This is a genomic window from Pseudomonas sp. NPDC089407, assembly GCF_044900445.1.
Taxonomy (GTDB): domain Bacteria; phylum Pseudomonadota; class Gammaproteobacteria; order Pseudomonadales; family Pseudomonadaceae; genus Aquipseudomonas.
This window is the reverse complement of the sequence record NZ_JBJDNB010000014.1, coordinates 87,982-108,659: the sequence shown is the minus strand read 5'-3', so window position 1 is coordinate 108,659 and position 20,678 is coordinate 87,982. Positions and strand designations below refer to the sequence as shown.

Genomic DNA, 20,678 nt, shown 5'->3' with positions numbered 1-20,678 from the left:
ATGCTTGGACGCTTTGGCATGGATGCCGGTTCACTCGTAGGGGTGGAAATCGCCCCTGATGCCATTCGCTTGGTGCAACTGCAACAGCGCAGGCGACGCTGGCGGGTGATGGGCTCGGCGCACGAACCGCTGCCCCAGGAGGTGGGGAATGACTGGGCGGCAGAGCCTGGCCTGGTAGCGGCGGCGTTGCGGCGCGCCCATCGGCAGAGTGGCCTCAGGCAGCGCCGGGTAGCGTTGGCGCTGCCAGCCAGCCAGGTCATCTACAAGCTGTGCCATATGCCGGTGGAGCGTGGCGTGGAACAGTTGGAGGCGCAGCTGCTGGCCGATGCCGAACGGCTGTTTCCGTTTCCGCTTGAGGACCTGGCCCTGGATTTTCAGGTCGTTGGGCCTTCACGCCTACAGCCAGGCTGCAGCGAGGTGCTGGTTGCGGCTTGTCGGCAAAGCGCTTTGGCGGCACTTGAGGCGGTGGTCGAGGGGGCAGGGCTGCAACTCGAAGCCGTTGAGATCGACAACATTGCTTTGTGCCGCATGTTGCCAGCGGGCGACTTGGAGGGGGCGGCACTGCTGCGCATCGAAGCGCACAGGGTGACACTTCACTGCTGGCAGCCGGGTGGGGTGTTCCAGCGGCGCGAACTGCAAACGGCAGACTCGGAAATGGCTGCGCAATTGCCGGAGCGGCTGCAGGCACTCCTTGCTGCAGAGCGGTTGCCTGGGCAGCTGTGGGTTGCCGGCAGCTCAGCGATTGACCCTGGCTGGTTGCAGGGGCTTGGCGGCCGGCTGAATGTGCCGTGCCGGCACCTGCCTGGTCTGGCGGGCCTCGAGCATGTCGATGGCACCCTGCTCCTGGCTTGCGCCTTGGCCCAGGGAGGATTGTGCCGATGATCCGGTTGAACCTTCTGCCTTGGCGCGAACGCCAGCGTCAGGCGGCGCTGCGGCGTTTTCGTGGCCAGCTGGTTGCTGGCGCTTTACTGGCCTTGTGCGCCGTTACGCTGGTGGACCAGTTGGCCCGTCAACGTGCACAGCAACAGGCACTGGCCAATGCGCAGCACCAGGCAGCCCTTGAGCTGCTGGGCGAGCGGCTGCAGCCACTGGCTGATGTACGAGAACAGCACGAAGCGCTGCTTGCCGGTGCCGCCGTTCTGGAGGCCTTGCGCGCCGATCAGGATGTGTTGGCCGGTGTGTTCGCTGACCTTGAAGGTGCGTTGCCTGAGGGGGTGCAACTGGTTGACTTGAGCCTTGAGAACGGTCGTTTGCAGATGACCGGGCTGGCTGCGTCCGGGGCGGTGGTGGCGCAGTTCATGCGAGACCTGGGCCGCTCGAACGTATTGCTCGACCTGGAACTCAAGCACATCAAGAGCCTGCCGGGCGGTGACGAGTTCCTGCTGGCTGCGCGCGTTTCGGCGATCTGGTCGTGAATGCGGCACAGCTTTTCGCCTGGTTGGTCGCAGTCGAGCGCTCCGACCGATTTCGGCGGTTGGCGCCCGTGTTGGTCGCGGTTGTGCTGTTCAGCGCGGGTTGCGCGGTGCGCCTGCCGGCATTCTGGCAGCAACAGGCCGGGGAGGACGCCAGGCATGCCGAGTTGCACCAGTTGCAAGCGAGCCGTGCTTTGCAGTTGGCCGAGCTGCAGAGCCTGCGGGCTTCTGTGGCAGGTGCCGAGCAGCGGTTGCAGGCGGCGCGCTGGCAGCTGGCTGCCGGGGAGGGCATGAGCGACCTGCTTGAGCGATTGACGGTTTCGGGGCATGCACAGGGTTTGCTTGTCGAGCGTCTCGTGGTCCAGGAGGGCGAGCAACAGGACGGCTTCCATAAAGTGCCGCTTGAGCTGCAGGTGGTGGGGCCATACCCGGCCTTGCGGCTATGGCTGGACGAATGGCTGGGCCAGGCGCGGGTGTTGCACAGCGGCGACATGCGCCTGGCACCAGCTGATCGCCAGCCTGGGCTATTGCGCCTGCAATTGCGGGTCGATGCCTACCACGCGCCTGCACCCATGCCCTCGACAGCAGTAATGGCACATATACCGGCAAGGGCTGCCTTGGCCAGGCCAGCAGTAGACCCGTTTGCGCCCCCGGCCACTCGGTTGGAGGGTGGCGGGCTGGCCGGCGTGCCGCTGGCACAGCTGGAAATGGTGGGCAGCCTGGCGCACGGTGCTGCCCGTGAAGCCTTGCTGATGGCATCCGGAAGGCTCTATCGCGTGCGTCCGGGCGACCGGGTAGGGCGCGACCAAGGGCTGGTGAAGCACATTGATCAACGCCAGGTCGAAGTGCGTGAGCGGCTGTTCATGGCGGGGGAATGGCATGAGCGCACGGCGTTCATCACCCTTGCCAACTACCTGGGCAAGGAGGCCCCGGAGCAGAATGAAAACGTGGATGAAATACCTGCTGGCAGCCCTGCTGCCGATCCAGCTGGCGTCGGCGACGCCTTACCAGGGTGAGCCCCTGTCATTGAATTTTCAGGACGTCGAGGTGCGTGCGGTGTTGCAGGTGCTGGCGGACTACGCCGGGGTAAACCTGGTGGCCAGCGATGCGGTGCAGGGCAGTGTCACCTTGCGCTTGCAGGATGTGCCGTGGGACCAGGCGTTGGATCTGGTATTGCGCAGCAAGGGCCTGGCCCGGCGCCAGGAGGGCAACGTGCTGCTGGTGGCACCGGCAGCCGAATTTGCCGCGCATTCAGGCGACGCGCGGGTGGTGCAGGCAGTGGACGCGCAGTTGGCGCCATTGCGTCGGGAGCTGCTGCCCATTCACCACGCCAAGGCTGACGAGATGGCGCTATTGCTGCTGGCGAGCCTGGCGGTCGATGGCAGCCAGGGCGGTAGCCTCAGCGTTGATGAGCGCACCAATACGCTGGTGGCGTACCTGCCGGCCGAACGCCTGGCCGAGTTGCGGCAACTGGTCGCGCAGTTGGACGTGCCGGTGCGTCAAGTGGCGATCGAGGCACGTATTGTCGAGGCCAACGTCGATTACGAGAAGAGCCTGGGGGTGCGCTGGGGCGGGCCGCTGTACGGTGAAAAGCTGCGCCCCGGCAAGGAACTGTTCGTCGACCTCGGGGTGGAGCGCGCCGGCAGCAGCATCGGCCTTGGGCTGCTGAGTGGGGGCGTGCTGCTCGACCTGGAACTCAGCGCGATGGAAAAGAGCGGCAACGGTGAGATCATTTCACAGCCCAAGGTGGTCACCGCCGACAAGGAAACCGCGAGAATCCTCAAGGGCACCGAGGTGCCCTATCAGGAAACCAGCCAGAGCGGCGCCACCTCTGTCTCGTTTCGCGAAGCGTCGCTGTCGCTGGAGGTAACCCCGCAAATTACCCCGGACAACAAGGTAATCATGACCGTGAGGGTGACCAAGGACGAGCCGGATTACGTCAATGCCTTGAACAACGTACCGCCGATCCGCAAGAACGAGGTCAATGCCAAGGTTCGTGTAGCTGACGGCGAAACGATCGTGATCGGTGGCGTCTACTCGACTTCGCAAAACAATGTGGTCGACAAGGTGCCATTTTTTGGTGATCTGCCGTATGTTGGGCGGCTGTTTCGACGCGATGCATTACAAGAGAAAAAATCCGAGCTGCTGGTCTTCCTGACTCCGCGTATCATGAGTGACCAGGCGATTGCTGTGAGTCGTTGATTCTGTGCGAAATTTGATACTTGTGGGGCCCATGGGCGCTGGTAAAAGCACCATTGGGCGCCTATTGGCCAAAGAGCTGCGCCTGCTGTTCAAGGATTCCGACAAGGAAATCGAACTGCGATGCGGCGCCAACATCCCGTGGATCTTCGACAAGGAAGGCGAGCCGGGTTTCCGTGATCGCGAGCAGGCGATGATTGCCGAGTTATGCGCACTTGACGGCGTGGTGCTGGCGACCGGTGGTGGCGCGGTGATGCGCGAAGCCAACCGCCAGGCGCTGCATCAAGGCGGCCGGGTAATCTACCTGCATGCCTCGGTGGAGCAGCAGGTCGGCCGTACCGCGCGCGACCGCAATCGCCCGCTGCTGCGCACCGCCAATCCTGAAGCGACCTTGCGTACCTTGCTGGAAACCCGCGACCCGCTCTACCGCGAGATCGCCGACCTGGTGATTGAAACCGACGAACGGCCGCCACGCATGGTGGTAATCGATATTCTCGAGCGCTTGCAGCAGTTGCCGCCCCGTTAACCCGGGACTATTCTCGGCCACCAGCGCCGAGGCGAGGTTCAACGTTACCGCGCCGGTCGCCCGAATGGCACCGCGCCCAAGTACATTGTGGGGATACATGCAGACACTAAAGGTCGACCTGGGCGAGCGTAGCTACCCGATCTACATTGGCGAAGGCCTGCTGGACCAGCCTGAGCTGCTGGCGCCGCACATTGCCGGGCGGCAGGTCGCCATCGTGTCCAACGAGACCGTCGCACCCTTGTATCTCGAACGCCTGGCCAAGACCCTGGGTGCCTACTCGGTGCTGCCAGTGGTCTTGCCCGATGGCGAAGCCCACAAGAACTGGGAAACCCTGCAACTCATCTTCGATGGCCTGCTGACTGCACGGCATGACCGCCGTACCACCGTGGTTGCCCTGGGCGGCGGCGTGATCGGGGACATGGCCGGCTTTGCCGCTGCCTGCTACCAGCGCGGCGTCGACTTCATCCAGGTGCCAACCACCTTGTTGTCCCAGGTCGACTCCTCGGTGGGCGGCAAGACCGGTATCAACCACCCGCTGGGCAAGAACATGGTCGGTGCCTTCTATCAGCCCAACGCGGTGCTGATCGATACCACCAGCCTCAAGACCCTGCCGCCGCGTGAGCTGTCGGCAGGCCTGGCCGAAGTGATCAAGTACGGCCTGATCTGTGACAAGCCGTTCCTCACCTGGCTTGAAGACAATATGCAGGCCCTGCGCGCCCTCGACCCGGTAGCCCTGACCGAGGCTATCCGTCGCTCCTGCGCGGCCAAGGCCGCAGTGGTGGGTGCCGATGAGCGCGAGTCTGGTGTGCGGGCCACGCTGAACCTGGGGCATACCTTCGGGCATGCCATCGAAACCCACATGGGTTATGGCGTGTGGCTGCATGGCGAAGCCGTGGCAGCGGGCACGGTGATGGCGCTGGAAATGTCCATGCGCCTTGGCTGGATCGATAAGGCCGAGCGCGATCGCGGAATCCGCCTGTTGCAGGACGCAGGTTTGCCGGTGGTGCCACCACAGGAAATGACCCCGGCGCATTTCATGGAGCACATGGCGGTCGACAAGAAGGTGCTCGACGGTCGTCTGCGTCTGGTGCTGCTGCGCCAGATGGGCGAGGCCGTGGTGACCGACGACTATCCGAAAGAGATTCTACAGGCCACGCTGTCGGCGGATTACCGCGCGATCGTGGCCCAGCTTTGAGGTTGTGACAGCGCAATGACCAGTTTGCATGCCGATGAGGCCTTTCTCGACCATTACCAGTTGAGCCACGATCCGTTCGCGCCCCGCGTGCCCGGCTTCAAGTTTTTCCCGGCCCAGCGCAAGCCTGTGCTTGGCCAGTTGCACCACCTGGCGCGTTACAGCCAGCTGATGCTGGTCGTCAGCGGCCCGCTGGGCAGCGGCAAGACCCTGCTGCGCCAGGCGCTGGTGGCCAGTACCAACAAGCAGGCCGTGCTGAGCGTGGTGGTGTCCGCCCGTGGCGCCAGCGATGCCGCCAGTGTGCTCGGCCAAGTTGCACAAAACCTGGACGTGGCCCAGGCCGAGATGCAGGCGATCCTGTCCAAGGTGGTGCAATTGGCACTGACCGGTCAGGAAGTGTATTTGCTGGTGGACGATGCGGAACAACTCGACGAGTCGGCACTCCAAGCGTTGCTGGAGTTGGCGGCGGGGGTACCGGAAGGGCGCCCGCACGTGTTCCTGTTCGGTGAGCCTTCGCTGATTGCCGGGTTGGACGAGCTCAATGTCGAGGAAGAACGCTTCCACATCATCGAGCTGGCCCCCTACAGTGAAGAAGAAACCCGCGAGTACCTGGAGCAGCGCCTGGAAGGGGCTGGCCGGGGCATCGAGGTGTTCAGCCGTGAACAGATCGTCGATATCCATGAAAACTCCGACGGTTGGCCTGGCAACATCAACCAGGTCGCCCGTGACACTTTGATCGAAGCCATGATCGCCAGCCGCACCACGGCCAAGCGACCATCCATGGGGTTCAAGATGCCAAAAAAACATGTGCTCGCGTTGTCTGCCGTGGTCGTGGTTGCCGTTGCAGCTGCGGTGTTGATGCCCAAGAAGGGCGAGAAGGCTCCCGCCGATGCGCCTGCCGCCCAAGCCCAGTTGCCGCTTGGCGAGGGCAAGCAAGGGGCCAACATCGAGTTCTCCGGCTCGTCGCAGCCAATGCCGCTGCCGCTGGTTGGCCAGTCGCAGCCAGTCATGCGCGAACCCCTGGCCCAGGCCGCAGGCATGGGGGAAGGAGAGGAGGGCAGCCCCGCTGGCGATACCGCTTTGCAGCCTGGCAACCCGCCGCCGACCGTGACCACTATCGCGCCGCCACAAGGCGTGCCGGCAGGCCCGGCGCCGACCCCTGTGCAGCCAGTCGCCAGTGCGCCAGCGCAGCCGGTTGCGCCTGCGCCGAAGCCAGTAGCAACCCAACCTGCCAAACCGGTTGCGCCGGTCAAGCCCGCACCTGCACCGACCCAGGTCGCCGTGGCCAAGCCAACGGCCAAACCTGCTGAAAAACCCACCGCTAGCGGCGCCGGCAACAGTGGCTGGTACGCGGGTCAAAAACCCGGTAATTACGTGGTGCAGATCCTCGGCACCAGTTCCGAGGCTTCGGCTCAGGCGTACGTGAAAGCCCAGGGTGGCGACTATCGCTACTTCAAGAAAGACCTGCAGGGCAAGCCGCTGTACGTCGTCACTTACGGCAGCTTCGCCAGCCGTGACGCAGCGGTTGCGGCAATCAAGAACTTGCCAGCGAAGGTCCAGGCTGGTAAACCTTGGCCACGTACCGTCGGCAGCGTCCAACAAGAGCTGGCCACGGCCCGCTGATACCTGCCGGGCGGCATCACCCCGCCGCCCAGTTGCTGAGCGATTACTGAACTTCGAATAGCCTGCTGCGCCTGAGCGCGGCAGGCTTTTCTGTCCCAGGCTGCCGGCCACAAGCCCCTAGTTGCAGTCATGGCTGAAACGCTTCAGACTCTAGCCAAGCCGCTATCACGGCGCATGGCGCAAAAACATTCAAAATTGCGACATAAATTTTCAATGGTGAGACATGAAAATTTGTGGGCATCGCTGTCGCTGTGCAACAATGGTTTTCCATGACCACCGCAAAAAAGCTGGCGTTTGATCGGCGTGGATGGTAAGTGGTTGTTAAAAAAGAGTTTTACCTCCGTTAGAGAGGTGAACCTGGTGAGAATGTGTCTATGAAAACAGGTCTGTACCATCCCGAAGAATTCAAGGACAACTGTGGTTTTGGCCTGATCGCCCATATGACGGGCGAACCGAGCCACCACCTTCTGCAAACCGCCATGCAGGCATTGACGTGCATGACCCACCGCGGCGGCATCAACGCCGACGGCAAGACCGGTGACGGTTGCGGTCTGCTCATGCAGAAGCCCGATCAATTCCTGCGTGCCGTGGCCCAGGAACATTTCGCTGTCGAACTGCCCAAGCAGTACGCCGTCGGCATGGTGTTCTTCAACCAGGACCCGGTCAAAGCCGAAGCTGCCCGCGCCAACATGGACCGCGAAATCCTCGCCGCCGGCCTGAAGCTGGTAGGCTGGCGCAAAGTGCCGATCGACACCAGCGTGCTGGGTCGCCTGGCCCTGGAGCGCCTGCCGCAGATCGAGCAGGTGTTCATCGGCGGTGAAGGCCTGAGCGACCAGGAATTCGCCATCAAGCTGTTCAGTGCCCGTCGCCGCTCGTCCGTGGCCAACGCCCACGACGCCGACCACTACATCTGCAGCTTCTCGCACAAGACCATCATCTACAAAGGCCTGATGATGCCGCGCGATCTCGCGGCGTTTTATCCAGACCTGGGTGACGAGCGCCTGCAAACCGCGATCTGCGTGTTCCACCAGCGCTTCTCCACCAACACCCTGCCGAAATGGCCGCTGGCGCAGCCGTTCCGCTTCCTCGCCCACAACGGCGAGATCAACACCATCACTGGCAACCGCAACTGGGCCATGGCCCGTCGCACCAAGTTCGCCAACGACCAGATTCCCGACCTCGAAGAACTCGGCCCGCTGGTCAACCGCGTGGGTTCCGACTCGTCGAGCATGGACAACATGCTGGAGCTGATGGTCACCGGTGGTATCGACCTGTTCCGTGGCGTGCGCATGCTGGTACCGCCAGCCTGGCAGAACGTCGAGACCATGGACGCCGACCTGCGTGCCTTCTACGAATACAACTCCATGCACATGGAACCGTGGGATGGCCCGGCCGGTATCGTCATGACCGAAGGCCGCCACGCAGTGTGCCTGCTGGACCGTAACGGCCTGCGCCCGGCGCGCTGGGTGACCACCACCAACGGCTATATCACCATCGCCTCGGAAATCGGCGTATGGGGCTATCAGCCTGAGGAAGTGCTGGCCAAGGGCCGTGTGGGCCCTGGGCAGATCCTGGCCGTAGACACCGAAACCGGCCAGATCCTCGACACCGACGCCATCGACGACCGCCTGAAGTCGCGCCACCCGTACAAGCGCTGGCTGCGTCAGCACGCCACCCGCATCCAGGCGACGCTGACCGACGACCAGGGCGTGGCCAGCTACGACGCTGACCAGCTCAAGCAATACATGAAGATGTTCCAGGTCACCTTCGAAGAGCGTGACCAGGTGCTGCGCCCGCTGGGTGAGCAGGGCCAGGAAGCCGTTGGCTCGATGGGCGATGACACGCCGATGGCCGTGCTGTCGCAGCGTGTGCGTTCGCCCTACGACTTCTTCCGCCAGCAGTTCGCCCAGGTGACCAACCCGCCGATCGACCCGCTGCGCGAAGCGATCGTGATGTCGCTGGAAATCTGCCTGGGTGCCGAGCGCAACATCTTCCAGGAATCCCCCGAGCACGCTTCGCGGGTCATCCTCAGCTCGCCGGTCATCTCGCCCGCCAAGTGGCGTTCGCTGATGAACCTGGAGCGCGAAGGCTTCGACCGCCAGCTGATCGACCTCAACTATGAGCAAAGCGTCGGTTTGGAGGCGGCCATCCGCAACATCGCCGACCAGGCTGAAGAAGCCGTGCGTGCGGGCAAGACCCAACTGGTGCTGAGCGACCGTTATATTGCCCCGGGCAAACTGCCGGTGCACGCGTCGTTGGCCGTGGGTGCCGTGCACCACCGCCTGACCGAACAGGGCCTGCGTTGCGACAGCAACATCCTGGTGGAAACCGCCACCGCCCGCGACCCGCACCACTTCGCCGTGCTGCTGGGCTTCGGTGCCTCGGCCGTCTACCCGTACCTGGCTTACGAAGTACTGGCCGACCTGATCCGCACCGGTGAAGTGCTGGGCGACCTGGACGAAGTGTTCAAGTACTACCGCAAAGGCATCTCCAAGGGCCTGCTGAAGATCCTGTCGAAGATGGGTATTTCCACCATCGCCTCGTACCGGGGTGCACAGCTGTTCGAAGCCATCGGCCTGGCCGAGGAAGTAGTCGGCCTTAGCTTCAAGGGCGTGTCCAGCCGCATCAAGGGGGCGCGCTTCGAAGACCTGGAAAGCGACCAGAAGCTGCTGGCGGCCGAAGCCTGGAGCGCGCGCAAGCCGATCCAGCAAGGTGGCCTGCTGAAGTTCGTCCACGGTGGCGAATACCACGCCTACAACCCGGACGTGGTCAACACCCTGCAGGCCGCCGTGCAGCAGGGCGACTACGCCAAGTTCAAGGAATACACCACGCTGGTCGACCAGCGCCCGGTGTCGATGATCCGCGACCTGCTGAAGGTGAAAGTGGCCGACCAGCCGCTGGCGCTGGAACAGATCGAGCCGCTGGAGGCCATCCTCAAGCGCTTCGACTCTGCCGGTATCTCGCTGGGTGCACTGTCGCCAGAAGCCCACGAAGCACTGGCCGAGGCCATGAACCGCCTGGGCGCGCGCTCCAACTCCGGTGAGGGCGGTGAAGATCCGTCGCGCTACGGCACCATCCGCAGCTCGAAAATCAAGCAGGTCGCCACCGGCCGCTTTGGCGTCACCCCGGAATACCTGGTCAACGCCGAAGTGCTGCAGATCAAGGTTGCCCAGGGCGCCAAGCCCGGCGAAGGCGGCCAGCTGCCAGGCGGCAAGGTCAACGGCCTGATTGCCAAGCTGCGCTATGCGGTACCGGGCGTGACCCTGATCTCGCCACCGCCGCACCACGACATCTACTCGATCGAAGACCTGGCCCAGCTGATCTACGACCTCAAGCAGGTCAACCCGCAGGCGCTGGTATCGGTCAAGCTGGTGGCAGAAGCCGGCGTTGGCACCATCGCCGCTGGCGTGGCCAAGGCCTATGCCGACCTGATCACCATTTCCGGTTACGACGGTGGTACCGGTGCGTCGCCGCTGACCTCGATCAAATACGCCGGCGCCCCATGGGAACTGGGCCTGGCGGAAACCCACCAGACCCTGCGCGGCAACGACCTGCGTGGCAAGGTGCGGGTACAGACCGACGGCGGCCTGAAAACCGGGCTGGACGTAATCAAGGCAGCCATCCTCGGCGCCGAGAGCTTCGGCTTCGGCACCGCGCCAATGATCGCCCTGGGCTGCAAGTACCTGCGCATCTGCCACCTGAACAACTGCGCCACCGGCGTGGCCACGCAGAACGACAAGCTGCGCAAGGACCACTACATCGGTACCGTCGACATGGTGATCAACTTCTTCACCTTCGTCGCCGAAGAGACCCGTGAGTGGCTGGCCAAGCTGGGCGTACGCAGCCTCGGCGAGCTGATCGGCCGTACCGACCTGCTCGACGTACTGCCAGGCGACACCGAACGCCAGCAGTACCTGGACCTGACCCCGCTGCTGGGCAGCTCGCACATTCCGGCGGACAAGCCGCAGTTCTGCGAAGTCGACAGGAACCCGCCGTTCGACGAAGGCCTGCTGGCCGAGAAGATGGTAGACATGGCCATGTCGGCCATCCGTGACCAGGCCGGTGGCGAATTCAGCCTCGACATCTGCAACTGCGACCGCTCCATCGGCGCCCGTATCTCTGGTGAAATTGCCAAGCTGTACGGCAACCAGGGCATGGCCGCCAACCCGATCACCTTCCGCTTCAAAGGTACTGCGGGCCAGAGCTTCGGTGTGTGGAACGCCGGTGGCCTGAACCTGCACCTGGAAGGCGACGCCAACGACTACGTCGGCAAGGGCATGACCGGTGGCAAGGTCACCATCGTGCCGCCAGCCGGCAGCCCGTTCGCCACCCAGCACAGCGCCATCGTCGGCAACACCTGCCTGTACGGTGCCACTGGCGGCAAGCTGTTTGCCGCGGGTACGGCGGGCGAGCGCTTCGCTGTACGTAACTCCGGCGCCCACGCTGTTGTCGAGGGCACTGGCGATCACTGCTGTGAATACATGACCGGCGGCTTTGTCTGCGTGCTGGGCAAGACCGGTTACAACTTCGGTTCTGGCATGACTGGCGGCTTCGCCTATGTGCTCGACATGGACAACAGCTTCGTCGACAAACTCAACCACGAGCTGGTGGAAATCCAGCGTATCAGTGGTGAGGCGATGGAAGCCTACCGTAGCCATCTGGCGCGGGTCCTGGGCGAGTACGTGGAAGAGACCGGCAGCGACTGGGGGCGTGAGCTCTCGGAGAACCTGGACGACTATGTGCGGCGCTTCTGGCTGGTCAAGCCGAAGGCAGCCAACCTGAAGCAGTTGCTGTCCAGCACCCGTGCCAACCCGCAGTAAAAAACAGCTGCAAGTGGCGAGCTGCAAGCTGCAAGTAGAAGCAGTTTGCGGTTCGCCCGGCTTACGTGATCGTCTTGCAGCTTGCAGCTTGTGGCTTGCAGCTGCTGTTAAGAGGTTTGAAAAATGGCTGAACGTCTGAACAACGACTTCCAGTTCATCGAAGTGGGCCGCAAGGACCCGAAGAAGAAGCTGCTGCGCCAGCGCAAGAAGGAGTTCGTGGAAATCTACGAACCGTTCAAGCCGCAGCAGTCCGTGGAGCAGGCACACCGTTGCCTGGGCTGCGGTAACCCGTATTGCGAATGGAAATGCCCGGTGCACAACTTCATCCCCAACTGGTTGAAGCTGGTTTCCGAAGGCAACATCCTGGCCGCGGCGGAGCTGTCGCACCAGACCAACACCCTGCCGGAAGTGTGTGGCCGCGTATGCCCGCAAGACCGTCTGTGCGAAGGTGCCTGCACCCTGAACGACGGCTTCGGCGCGGTGACCATCGGCTCGGTCGAGAAGTACATCACCGACACCGCTTTCGCCATGGGCTGGCGCCCGGACATGTCCAAGGTCAAGCCGACCGGCAAGCGCGTTGCCATCATCGGCGCCGGCCCGGCCGGCCTGGGCTGCGCCGACGTGCTGGTGCGTGCCGGGGTGACCCCGGTGGTGTTCGACAAGAACCCGGAAATCGGCGGTCTGCTGACCTTCGGTATCCCTGAGTTCAAGCTGGAAAAGACCGTGCTCAGCAACCGCCGCGAAGTGTTCACCGGCATGGGCATCGAGTTCCGCCTGAACACCGAGGTGGGCAAGGACGTGACCATGGAGCAGCTGCTCGCCGAGTACGACGCGGTGTTCATGGGCATGGGCACCTACACCTACATGAAGGGTGGCTTCCCGGGTGAGGACCTGCCAGGCGTGCATGACGCGCTGGACTTCCTGATCGCCAACGTCAACCGCAACCTGGGCTTCGAGAAGTCGCCGGAAGACTTCGTCGACATGCAGGGCAAGAAGGTCGTGGTACTGGGCGGTGGTGACACCGCGATGGACTGCAACCGCACTTCGATCCGCCAGGGCGCCAAAGCCGTGACCTGCGCCTATCGCCGTGACGAAGCCAACATGCCGGGTTCGCGCAAAGAGGTGAAGAACGCCAAGGAAGAAGGCGTGAAGTTCCTGTACAACCGCCAGCCTATCGCCATTGTCGGCGAGGACAAGGTGGAAGGCGTGAAGGTGGTCGAGACCCGTCTGGGTGAGCCGGATGCCCGTGGCCGCCGCAGCCCCGAGCCGATCCCGGGCTCTGAAGAGATCCTGCCGGCCGATGCCGTGGTGATCGCCTTCGGCTTCCGCCCGAGCCCGGCACCGTGGTTCGAGCAGCATGGCATCCAGCTGGACAGCCAGGGCCGTGTGGTGGCACCCGAGAAGGGCAAGTTCAAGCACCAGACCAGCAACCCGAAAGTGTTTGCCGGTGGCGACATGGTGCGCGGTTCGGACCTGGTCGTGACGGCGATCTTCGAGGGGCGTACTGCTGCCGAGGGTATCCTGGACTATCTGGAAGTCTGATCGATTGCTGGGGCCGCTTTGCGGCCCTATCGCGACACAAGGCCGCTCCTACAGGGGTTATGCGGTCCCTGTAGGAGCGGCCTTGCCGGGGCGCCGGACCGGTCGGATGGGCTGCAAAGCAGCCCCAACAGGTATTTTTGTATACAAAAACGCTTGATCTGTGGCATCCAATAGACAAAACGCATGGCCATGGCCGTGCCTTTTGCGCTGGCGTCTGAGAAAATGCCCGCACTATTTTTCCGGATGCCGACATGACTGCCCTGAAGAACGATCGTTTCCTGCGTGCACTGCTCAAGCAACCCGTAGACGTCACCCCGGTGTGGATGATGCGTCAGGCCGGCCGCTACCTGCCGGAATACCGCGCCAGCCGCGCCAAGGCCGGTGACTTCATGAGCCTGTGCATGAACCCGCAGTTCGCCTGCGAGGTGACCCTGCAGCCGCTGGACCGCTACCCGCTGGACGCAGCGATCCTGTTCTCGGACATCCTCACCATTCCCGATGCCATGGGCCTGGGCCTGTACTTCGAAACCGGCGAAGGCCCGCGCTTCAAGAAGGTCATCAGCACCCCGGCCGATATCGAAGCACTGCCGATCCCAGACCCGCAGAAAGACCTGGGCTACGTGATGGACGCGGTCAGCACTATCCGCCGCGAGCTTAACGGCCGCGTGCCGCTGATCGGCTTCTCCGGCAGCCCGTGGACCCTGGCCACCTACATGGTCGAAGGCGGTTCGTCGAAGGACTTCCGCAAGACCAAGGCCATGGCCTACGACAACCCGCAAGCCCTGCACCTGCTGCTGGACAAGCTTGCCCAGTCGGTTACCAGCTACCTCAACGGCCAGATCCTGGCTGGCGCCCAGGCCGTACAGATTTTCGACACCTGGGGCGGTAACCTGTCGGCGGCGGCCTACCAGGAATTCTCCCTGGCCTACATGCGCAAGATCGTCAGCGGCCTGATTCGCGAACACGAAGGGCGCAAGGTGCCGGTGATCCTGTTCACCAAGAACGGTGGCCTGTGGCTGGAAAGCATCGCCGAAGCCGGTGCCGACGCGCTGGGCCTGGACTGGACCTGCGAAATCGGCGATGCCCGCCGCCGCGTAGGTGACAAGGTGGCCCTGCAAGGCAACATGGACCCGACCGTGCTGTACGCCAAGCCCGAGGCCATTCGCCAGGAAGTGGCACGCATCCTGGCCAGCTACGGCCACGGCACTGGCCATGTGTTCAACCTGGGGCACGGCATCACTCCGGAAGTCGACCCGGAGCATGCCGGCGTGTTCATCAACGCGGTGCATGAGTTGTCGGCGCAGTACCATCAGTAAACTGATCGCTGAAGTCAAGAAGCCCGGCCCTGCGCCGGGCTTTTCGTTGCTTTTAATTTTAACTCAGCGATCGTTGCTAATCTGGTCGACTGAGCCGAAGCAGATAAGCCTGCTGATTTGATGGCTTGTCCTACATATCGACGCCTCACCTGCTTCTAAGCTCGCGCACTCCTGTCGGGGCTCCCCGACGCAAGCTCTAGCAGTCAGGAGTGCGTCATGAGTACAAAAATGAATCTGCGAAGGGCTGTCGCCAGCGGAGCATGGTTGGCGATAGCCGGTGCGGGCATGCATGCCCAGTTGGCCAATGCACACGGTTATATCAGTGAGCCGCCGTCCCGGGCATATGCCTGCCGGTTAGGCTTGAACACCGGGTGTGGCCAGGCCATGTACGAACCGCAATCTGTGGGTGAAGCTGCGAAGGGTTTCCCGGCACTTGGCCCGGCCGACGGCAAAATTGCAAGTGGTGGCGTGCGCCCGGATTTTTCTGCCGTTGACGAACAATCGGCTGGCCGTTGGCATTTGACGCCGATAAAAGACCGGCAAGTCGCGTTTGACTGGTACTACGAAGTTGGGCACGTGACGACCAAGTGGGAATACTTCATCACCAAGAATGGTTGGAATCCGAATGCCGCATTAAGCCGCGAATCGTTCGAGTCAGTGCCATTTTGCGCAGTCGATGGCCAGGGCAAGCCTGCCCGTGGCGAGGGACAGCCCATGAAAGGTCCGGCACTGGAAAAGCACCAGTGCACGTTGCCTGCCGATCGGTCGGGGCATAACGTCATCCTGGGTGTCTGGACCATCGGTGACACTGCAGCAGCTTTCTACAATGTCATGGATGTAGATATCCAGGCCGATGGTGGACCGACGCCTGAATGGCCGCAAGTCGGCGCCATTAACCCGCACCGTGACCTCCAAGTGGGTGACAAGGTCAAGGTGCGCGCGTTCGTGGCGGGTTCGGAAAGCGCTCAATTCAGCGTCAGCGTAGTCATCGAGAATGCCGACGAGGGCCAGGCCCCGAACTGGTCGTACAAGCTGGCCAAGCGCATCAATGAGACCCAGTCAATGGTGCAGGCCGGACAACTCGATAATGACGGCAACATCAAGCCCGTGCAGGGTGCCAACAACATCTTCGCCAAACCGGAAACCGGCATCAGCAGCTATCAGCTGGACTTCGAAAGCGTGCCGGTCGATGACAGCTACCTGCACCTGCATGACGTCAAGCCAGAGTACAGCTTGACGGATGGCAAGGGTGGCGTGGACTTCACCGTCATGACCAACAAGGCCCTGACAGTGACGGCGCAGCTGTTCGATAGCACCAATAAACAGGTCTCTTACTCGCGCCAGAACGTCAATGGCACCGAACCGTTCGTGCTGAATGTCGAAAGTACCGCAGGCGAGCATACCCTCAAGGTAGTTGGCGTGGACAAGCGTGAGCGGGTGATGCTGCAGGACGAGAAGCAGGTTCGGCTCAAAGCGGCTGGCGATGCGTCCCACGACTTCGTCTTCCCTGAATCGCTTTCGAGCTACAAGGCCGGCACGACAGTGCTGCAGCCCAAGAATGGCAAGGTCTACGAGTGCCAGCCGTTCCCGAACTCAGGTTACTGCGTTCAGTACTCTGCGGGCGCCAACCAGTTCGAGCCAGGCGTTGGCTCTCACTGGAACATGGCCTGGAAAGAACAGTAATACGTCCAACCTGGCCCCCGCTGCGGGGCCAGGCTCTCTGAGCACTCTAAATGCAAGCACACAAATATTGCTGGCAGCAGATCCTTCTGCACTGGATCTCTGCCTTGGTCATCATTTGGGTTTTGATCAGCGGCTTCTCCGTGGCGTACCTGAATGTTGCCCCTTGCACGTACCATCGGGTCGCATTCATCAATGTGGCCTTGACCACGCTGTTCATCCCGGTATTCCTGTTGCGCTGGCTACTGCGCCTCACGCAGCCCAAGCCACGCAGCCTCCATGGCGACTCTAAGGGGCAGCGTATCGCTCATGTCGTGCATGAGGGCTTGTACTGGACCACCCTTGTCGTGCTGCTGTCCGGGGTGCTGATGATGGAGCGGGCCATTGATGTGTTCGGCTGGTTTTCTATCGCCCCCCTGTTGAGCGACCCGTTCTGGCACAGCGTATGGTTCAAGGCTCACATAGCTTCATGCCTGCTGCTGGCTGTAGGCGTGTCGATGCACATCGCTGCCGTGGTGCTGCATGAGCTGTCCGGGCGACGCGTGCTGCGGCGGATGTTGCCCTGATTCGCATGAGGCTTTCAGCGTATTTGATCTGGCTGGCGTTCGCGCTGGTGGCCCTTGCCTGGGTGGCATGGCGTGAAAGTGTTCACCCTGTTGGTGCGCGCCCGGTCGCCAAGGCTGGGCCAGCGGCGACAGCGGCCCTGCCAGAGAAACCGTTATCGGCAGCTACCTTAGCCCTGGCATTCGGCTTTCAAGCGCCGGGCCAAAGACAATCGAGCCAGGCGGATATCGCCCTCAAGGCCAGCTTCGTTTCCAGCCAGGGCGATGCCCGAGCGTTGGTGAAAAGCCGTAGCGGCGAGGCTATGTACCGCGTTGGGGACCGGTTGCCAGGCCATGGTGTGCTGCGCCGTATCGATGTGCGTTCCATTGTGGTTTGGGTCGACGGCCGCGAGGAAGTCGTGTCGCTGTCCAGCCATAGCCCCTCTGTGTTTCTGCCTACGGGTGCGGTGCCTCGACCGCGCCCTGTTTCCGACCCCTCAGCCCGCCTGTTGCGGGAGGTGCAATGACTTTCATGCGATATCTGCGCGCCGCCTCGTTCGGCGGCAGCCTTACCCTTGCTTGCTCCCTGGCACTGGCGGAGGCACCCACCTGGCAACTGGCGATGAGCGATGCCGATGTGCGCGATGTGGTGCGCGAGGTGGGGGCGATCCTTGACCAGACGATCATTCTCGACCCGCGCGTGCAGGGCCGTATCACAGTCCTTTCGAGCGAAGCGCTCGACCGGGAAGGAATACGGCGGCTGTTCTACTCGGTACTGAATGCCCAAGGCTTTGCCGCCGTAAATGACGGTGACCGCTTGCTTGTGCTGCCTGCGAGCGAAGCCAAGGCCTGGGCAAACCAGCAGGTGGAGGCCATACCGGCGGCGCTCACTACACGGGTCTTCAGCCTGTCGGGCAGTGTCGCCGCCGATCTTGCCGGTTTGCTGCGGCCGTTGGTTTCCAGCAATGGCTACATTGGGCCGTCCAGTTCAGCCAATGCCCTCGTGGTCACCGACTCCGCAGCCAACCTGGAGCGCCTGGAGAACCTGGTGTTGCAGCTCGACAGCGGCCAGCGGCATGACTATGAACTGGTGACCTTGCACAAAGCTCAGGCCGAGGTTGTGTTCCCGGTGGTCGAAGCCGCCGCCGGTGGCCCGGACAGTGGCGTTCGGGTGCTGGCTGACGTGAGCGGTAACCGCCTTCTGATCCTGGGGCCGATCAAGTCGCGGCACCGTCTTGCGCAGTTGACCCGCTCGCTGGATGTACCGGTACCGGCCGCTTCACAGAACTGGCGGGTGGTGCGCCTGCAACATGGCAGTGCCGAGCAGCTTGCCGAGGTGCTGGGTGAGGTGGGCAAGCGGCTCGATGGCAAACCGGGCACCAATGCTCTGGGCACGGCTCTCACCGGCGAAGTCATGGTCAAGGCCGATACCAGCCAGAACGCCTTGGTACTGCTGGGCGAGCCGCAGACGCTTGGCCGCGTGGAGCAGATCATCCAGCAACTGGACCAACCGCGGGCGCAGGTACTGATCCATGCAGCCATCGTAGAGGTCAGTGGCAGCATCGATGAAGCGCTGGGCGTGCAATGGGGCATGGACAAAGGGGGCCTGAAAGGCGGGGTTACCTTTAGCGAAAGCGGTGCAGCCTTGGCCGACCTGCTGGGCAAAGAGACCAAACTACCAGGTGGCGTCGCCCTGGCCATTGGCTCGGACCGTTTTGCTGCGCTGGTTTCGGCATTGGCCAGTAACAGTCGCAGCAACCTGTTGTCGACGCCAAGCCTGCTGACCCTGGACAACCAGGAGGCGCAGATCCTGGTAGGCCAGAACGTGCCGTTCAAGACCGGCTCCTACGTAACCCCCGGCAGTGGTTCGGAGAACCCCTTTACCACCGTCGAGCGCAAGGACATCGGTATCAGCCTGAAGGTGCGCCCGCACATCAATGAAGGGCGCAGCCTACGCCTGGAAGTCGAGCAGGAGAGCTCCGAAATTTCACCGAGCACGGCCGAGAACGACCTGATCACCAACAAGCGTACGCTCAAGAGCACCATCCTGGCTGCCGATGGCGAGATCATTGTGATTGGCGGGCTGATCAAGGACAGCGTGCGCAAGGTAGAGCGCGGCGTGCCACTGCTCAGCCGTATACCATGGGTGGGCGGTTTGTTCCGGTGGCGCAGCGACACTCAGGAAAAAACCAACCTGATGGTCTTCCTTCGTCCAACTATTCTGCGTAGCCAGGCCGAGCTGATCGAGACGGGACGACGTGCCTACGAAGGGGTACGTGCCGCGGATGACTCGACTCTGCCGGTAGATGCCCAGCAGATGTTCGAGACACAGGTTCTGCCCAGCGTGCCAGGGCCACGCTCATGACCGTCGACCTGCCGTTCAGCTTTGCCCGACGTCACGGCATCCTGCTCGACCGCCACGCGGCTGAGCCTGCGTTGCTGATGCGAGAGGGTACTTCGCTGGCCGCCATGACAGAGGCTTGCCGTGTAGTGGGCAGTACCTGGCAGTTGCGTCGCGTCAGCGATGCCCACTTTGCCGAGCGCCTGGCTAGTTGCTATGGCCAAGGCCAGGATGCCGCGCAAACGGTTGTCCAAGGCCTGGACCAGGAGATTGACCTGACGCAACTGGCTGAGGCCTTGCCGCAGACTGGCGACCTGCTGGAGCAACAAGACGATGCGCCGATCATCCGCCTGCTCAATGCCTTGTTCAGCGAGGCGGTGAGGTCGCGGGCCTCGGACGTGCACCTGGAAACCTTCGAGCATCAGCTGCGTGTACGCATGCGTATCGATGGCGTCATGCGCGAAGTGCTGACACCACCGCGGGAGCTATCTGCCCTGCTGGTTTCGCGCATCAAGGTGATGGCGCGCCTGGACATCGCCGAGAAGCGCGTGCCTCAGGATGGCCGAATCAGCCTGCGCCTGGCTGGCCACGAAGTGGATGTGCGGGTGTCGACCTTGCCCGCCGCCCATGGCGAGCGCGTGGTGCTGCGTTTGCTGGACAAGCAGGCAATGCGTCTGGACATCGACAGCATGCAGATGTCCGGCTCCGTACGTGCTGGCTTCATGCGCATGCTAGAGAGACCCCATGGCATTTTTCTGGTTACCGGGCCCACAGGTTCCGGCAAGACTACGACGCTGTATACCGCGCTTTCGTACCTCAACCAGGAATCTCGCAATATCCTTACCGTCGAAGACCCGGTCGAGTACTACCTGCCCGGCGTCGGCCAGACTCAGGTCAACACCAAGGTCGACATGACCTTCGCCCGTGGTCTGCGTGCCATTTTGCGACAGGACCCTGATGTGGTCATGGTGGGGGAGATCCGCGATCGGGAGACCGCCGAGATTGCGGTGCAGGCCTCGCTGACAGGCCACCTGGTGTTGTCCACCCTGCATACCAACAGCGCTTTGGGCGCAATCACACGCCTTGCCGACATGGGCATCGATACGCGTCTGCTCGCCTCTTCACTGGCTGGGATCATGGCCCAGCGGCTGGTGCGAAGGCTTTGCCCCCACTGTAGGGTCGAGCATGATGTGGACGAGGCCACGGCCAGCATCTTGGGCCACCCGGCCGCGTTGCCGCCGCAGCTCTACAAGGCGCATGGCTGTAGTGAATGCCAGCTGGGTTACAGCGGGCGTCTGGCGTTGCACGAGATGCTGGTGGTGAAGCCCTCGCTGGCTCAGGCAATCCATGCCAAGGTGTCTCAGGACGACATGCTCGAATTGATCCGCGTGGACACACCGAGCCTGTTCCAGCATGGCGTTCAGCGTGTCTCTGAGGGGCAGACAAGCGTGGCAGAACTGCTGCGTGTGACGGGGCAGGGCTGAC

At 62.7% G+C, this 20,678-nt stretch carries 15 protein-coding genes; 14 read left to right on the top strand and 1 reads right to left on the bottom strand.

The annotated features are described in order from the left end of the window. The 12 genes from pilM to ACI2KG_RS13180 all read left to right on the top strand — a co-directional run bounded on the left by pilM (position 1) and on the right by ACI2KG_RS13180 (position 16,876). Complete coding sequence (gene pilM / locus ACI2KG_RS13235; protein WP_404662202.1) at positions 1-882, top strand: type IV pilus biogenesis protein PilM; 882 nt, start codon at positions 1-3, stop codon at positions 880-882. Then, entirely contained in the window at positions 879-1,415 is a 537-nt protein-coding gene (locus tag ACI2KG_RS13230) for a PilN domain-containing protein (RefSeq protein WP_404662201.1), read from the top strand. The genes pilM and ACI2KG_RS13230 overlap by 4 nt, the downstream gene beginning before the upstream one ends. Then, complete coding sequence (locus ACI2KG_RS13225; protein WP_404662200.1) at positions 1,412-2,428, top strand: pilus assembly protein PilP; 1,017 nt, start codon at positions 1,412-1,414, stop codon at positions 2,426-2,428. The genes ACI2KG_RS13230 and ACI2KG_RS13225 overlap by 4 nt, the downstream gene beginning before the upstream one ends. Further along, entirely contained in the window at positions 2,352-3,614 is a 1,263-nt protein-coding gene (locus ACI2KG_RS13220; RefSeq protein ID WP_404662199.1) for a type IV pilus secretin PilQ, read from the top strand. Before ACI2KG_RS13225 ends, ACI2KG_RS13220 begins: the two co-directional genes overlap by 77 nt. Before the next feature lie 4 nt (positions 3,615-3,618). Beyond that, on the top strand, positions 3,619-4,137 hold the full coding sequence (gene aroK / locus ACI2KG_RS13215) for a shikimate kinase AroK (protein WP_201201961.1): 519 nt from the start codon (positions 3,619-3,621) through the stop codon (positions 4,135-4,137). A 97-nt stretch (positions 4,138-4,234) separates the two neighbouring features. Then, entirely contained in the window at positions 4,235-5,332 is a 1,098-nt protein-coding gene (aroB, locus tag ACI2KG_RS13210; RefSeq protein ID WP_404662198.1) for a 3-dehydroquinate synthase, read from the top strand. A 15-nt stretch (positions 5,333-5,347) separates the two neighbouring features. Then, positions 5,348-6,952 (top strand): SPOR domain-containing protein, encoded by a 1,605-nt coding sequence (locus tag ACI2KG_RS13205; protein WP_404662197.1) that lies wholly within the window; start codon positions 5,348-5,350, stop codon positions 6,950-6,952. Between the two features lie 374 nt (positions 6,953-7,326). Beyond that, the gene (gene gltB / locus ACI2KG_RS13200; protein WP_404662196.1) at positions 7,327-11,772 is read left to right on the top strand and encodes a glutamate synthase large subunit; all 4,446 of its coding nucleotides are present in this window, start codon (positions 7,327-7,329) and stop codon (positions 11,770-11,772) included. A 123-nt stretch (positions 11,773-11,895) separates the two neighbouring features. Further along, positions 11,896-13,314: an FAD-dependent oxidoreductase gene (locus ACI2KG_RS13195; protein WP_003249156.1), complete on the top strand. Its 1,419-nt coding sequence runs from the start codon at positions 11,896-11,898 to the stop codon at positions 13,312-13,314. 251 nt (positions 13,315-13,565) lie between these two features. Further along, the gene (hemE, locus tag ACI2KG_RS13190; protein WP_051099567.1) at positions 13,566-14,630 is read left to right on the top strand and encodes a uroporphyrinogen decarboxylase; all 1,065 of its coding nucleotides are present in this window, start codon (positions 13,566-13,568) and stop codon (positions 14,628-14,630) included. Between the two features lie 216 nt (positions 14,631-14,846). Continuing rightward, positions 14,847-16,313, top strand: a complete 1,467-nt coding sequence (gene gbpA, locus ACI2KG_RS13185; protein ID WP_404662195.1) for an N-acetylglucosamine-binding protein GbpA — start codon at positions 14,847-14,849, stop codon at positions 16,311-16,313. A gap of 50 nt (positions 16,314-16,363) precedes the next feature. Beyond that, entirely contained in the window at positions 16,364-16,876 is a 513-nt protein-coding gene (locus ACI2KG_RS13180) for a cytochrome b (RefSeq protein WP_404662194.1), read from the top strand. 167 nt (positions 16,877-17,043) lie between these two features. On the opposite strand, the gene ACI2KG_RS13175 is transcribed toward ACI2KG_RS13180, so the two are convergent. Beyond that, complete coding sequence (locus ACI2KG_RS13175; protein ID WP_404662193.1) at positions 17,044-17,289, bottom strand: hypothetical protein; 246 nt, start codon at positions 17,287-17,289, stop codon at positions 17,044-17,046. 86 nt (positions 17,290-17,375) lie between these two features. Between ACI2KG_RS13175 and gspD the strand changes: the two genes are divergently transcribed. Beyond that, on the top strand, positions 17,376-19,217 hold the full coding sequence (gspD, locus tag ACI2KG_RS13170; protein WP_404662192.1) for a type II secretion system secretin GspD: 1,842 nt from the start codon (positions 17,376-17,378) through the stop codon (positions 19,215-19,217). Further along, a complete protein-coding gene (gene gspE / locus ACI2KG_RS13165) occupies positions 19,214-20,677 on the top strand; it encodes a type II secretion system ATPase GspE (protein WP_404662191.1) in 1,464 nt (487 codons plus the stop codon). The genes gspD and gspE overlap by 4 nt, the downstream gene beginning before the upstream one ends. Position 20,678 lies beyond the last annotated feature (1 nt).

Bases quoted from the DNA above. Each gene is read 5' to 3' on its own strand.
- pilM (WP_404662202.1), top strand. From the start codon at position 1: ATGCTTGGACGCTTTGGCATGGATGCCGGTTCACTCGTAGGGGTGGAA.
- ACI2KG_RS13230 (WP_404662201.1), top strand. From the start codon at position 879: ATGATCCGGTTGAACCTTCTGCCTTGGCGCGAACGCCAGCGTCAGGCG.
- ACI2KG_RS13220 (WP_404662199.1), top strand. From the start codon at position 2,352: ATGAAAACGTGGATGAAATACCTGCTGGCAGCCCTGCTGCCGATCCAG.
- aroB (WP_404662198.1), top strand. From the start codon at position 4,235: ATGCAGACACTAAAGGTCGACCTGGGCGAGCGTAGCTACCCGATCTAC.
- ACI2KG_RS13205 (WP_404662197.1), top strand. From the start codon at position 5,348: ATGACCAGTTTGCATGCCGATGAGGCCTTTCTCGACCATTACCAGTTG.
- gltB (WP_404662196.1), top strand. From the start codon at position 7,327: ATGAAAACAGGTCTGTACCATCCCGAAGAATTCAAGGACAACTGTGGT.
- ACI2KG_RS13195 (WP_003249156.1), top strand. From the start codon at position 11,896: ATGGCTGAACGTCTGAACAACGACTTCCAGTTCATCGAAGTGGGCCGC.
- hemE (WP_051099567.1), top strand. From the start codon at position 13,566: ATGACTGCCCTGAAGAACGATCGTTTCCTGCGTGCACTGCTCAAGCAA.
- gbpA (WP_404662195.1), top strand. From the start codon at position 14,847: ATGAGTACAAAAATGAATCTGCGAAGGGCTGTCGCCAGCGGAGCATGG.
- ACI2KG_RS13180 (WP_404662194.1), top strand. From the start codon at position 16,364: ATGCAAGCACACAAATATTGCTGGCAGCAGATCCTTCTGCACTGGATC.
- ACI2KG_RS13175 (WP_404662193.1), bottom strand. From the start codon at position 17,289: ATGGCTGGACAGCGACACGACTTCCTCGCGGCCGTCGACCCAAACCAC.
- gspD (WP_404662192.1), top strand. From the start codon at position 17,376: ATGACTTTCATGCGATATCTGCGCGCCGCCTCGTTCGGCGGCAGCCTT.
- gspE (WP_404662191.1), top strand. From the start codon at position 19,214: ATGACCGTCGACCTGCCGTTCAGCTTTGCCCGACGTCACGGCATCCTG.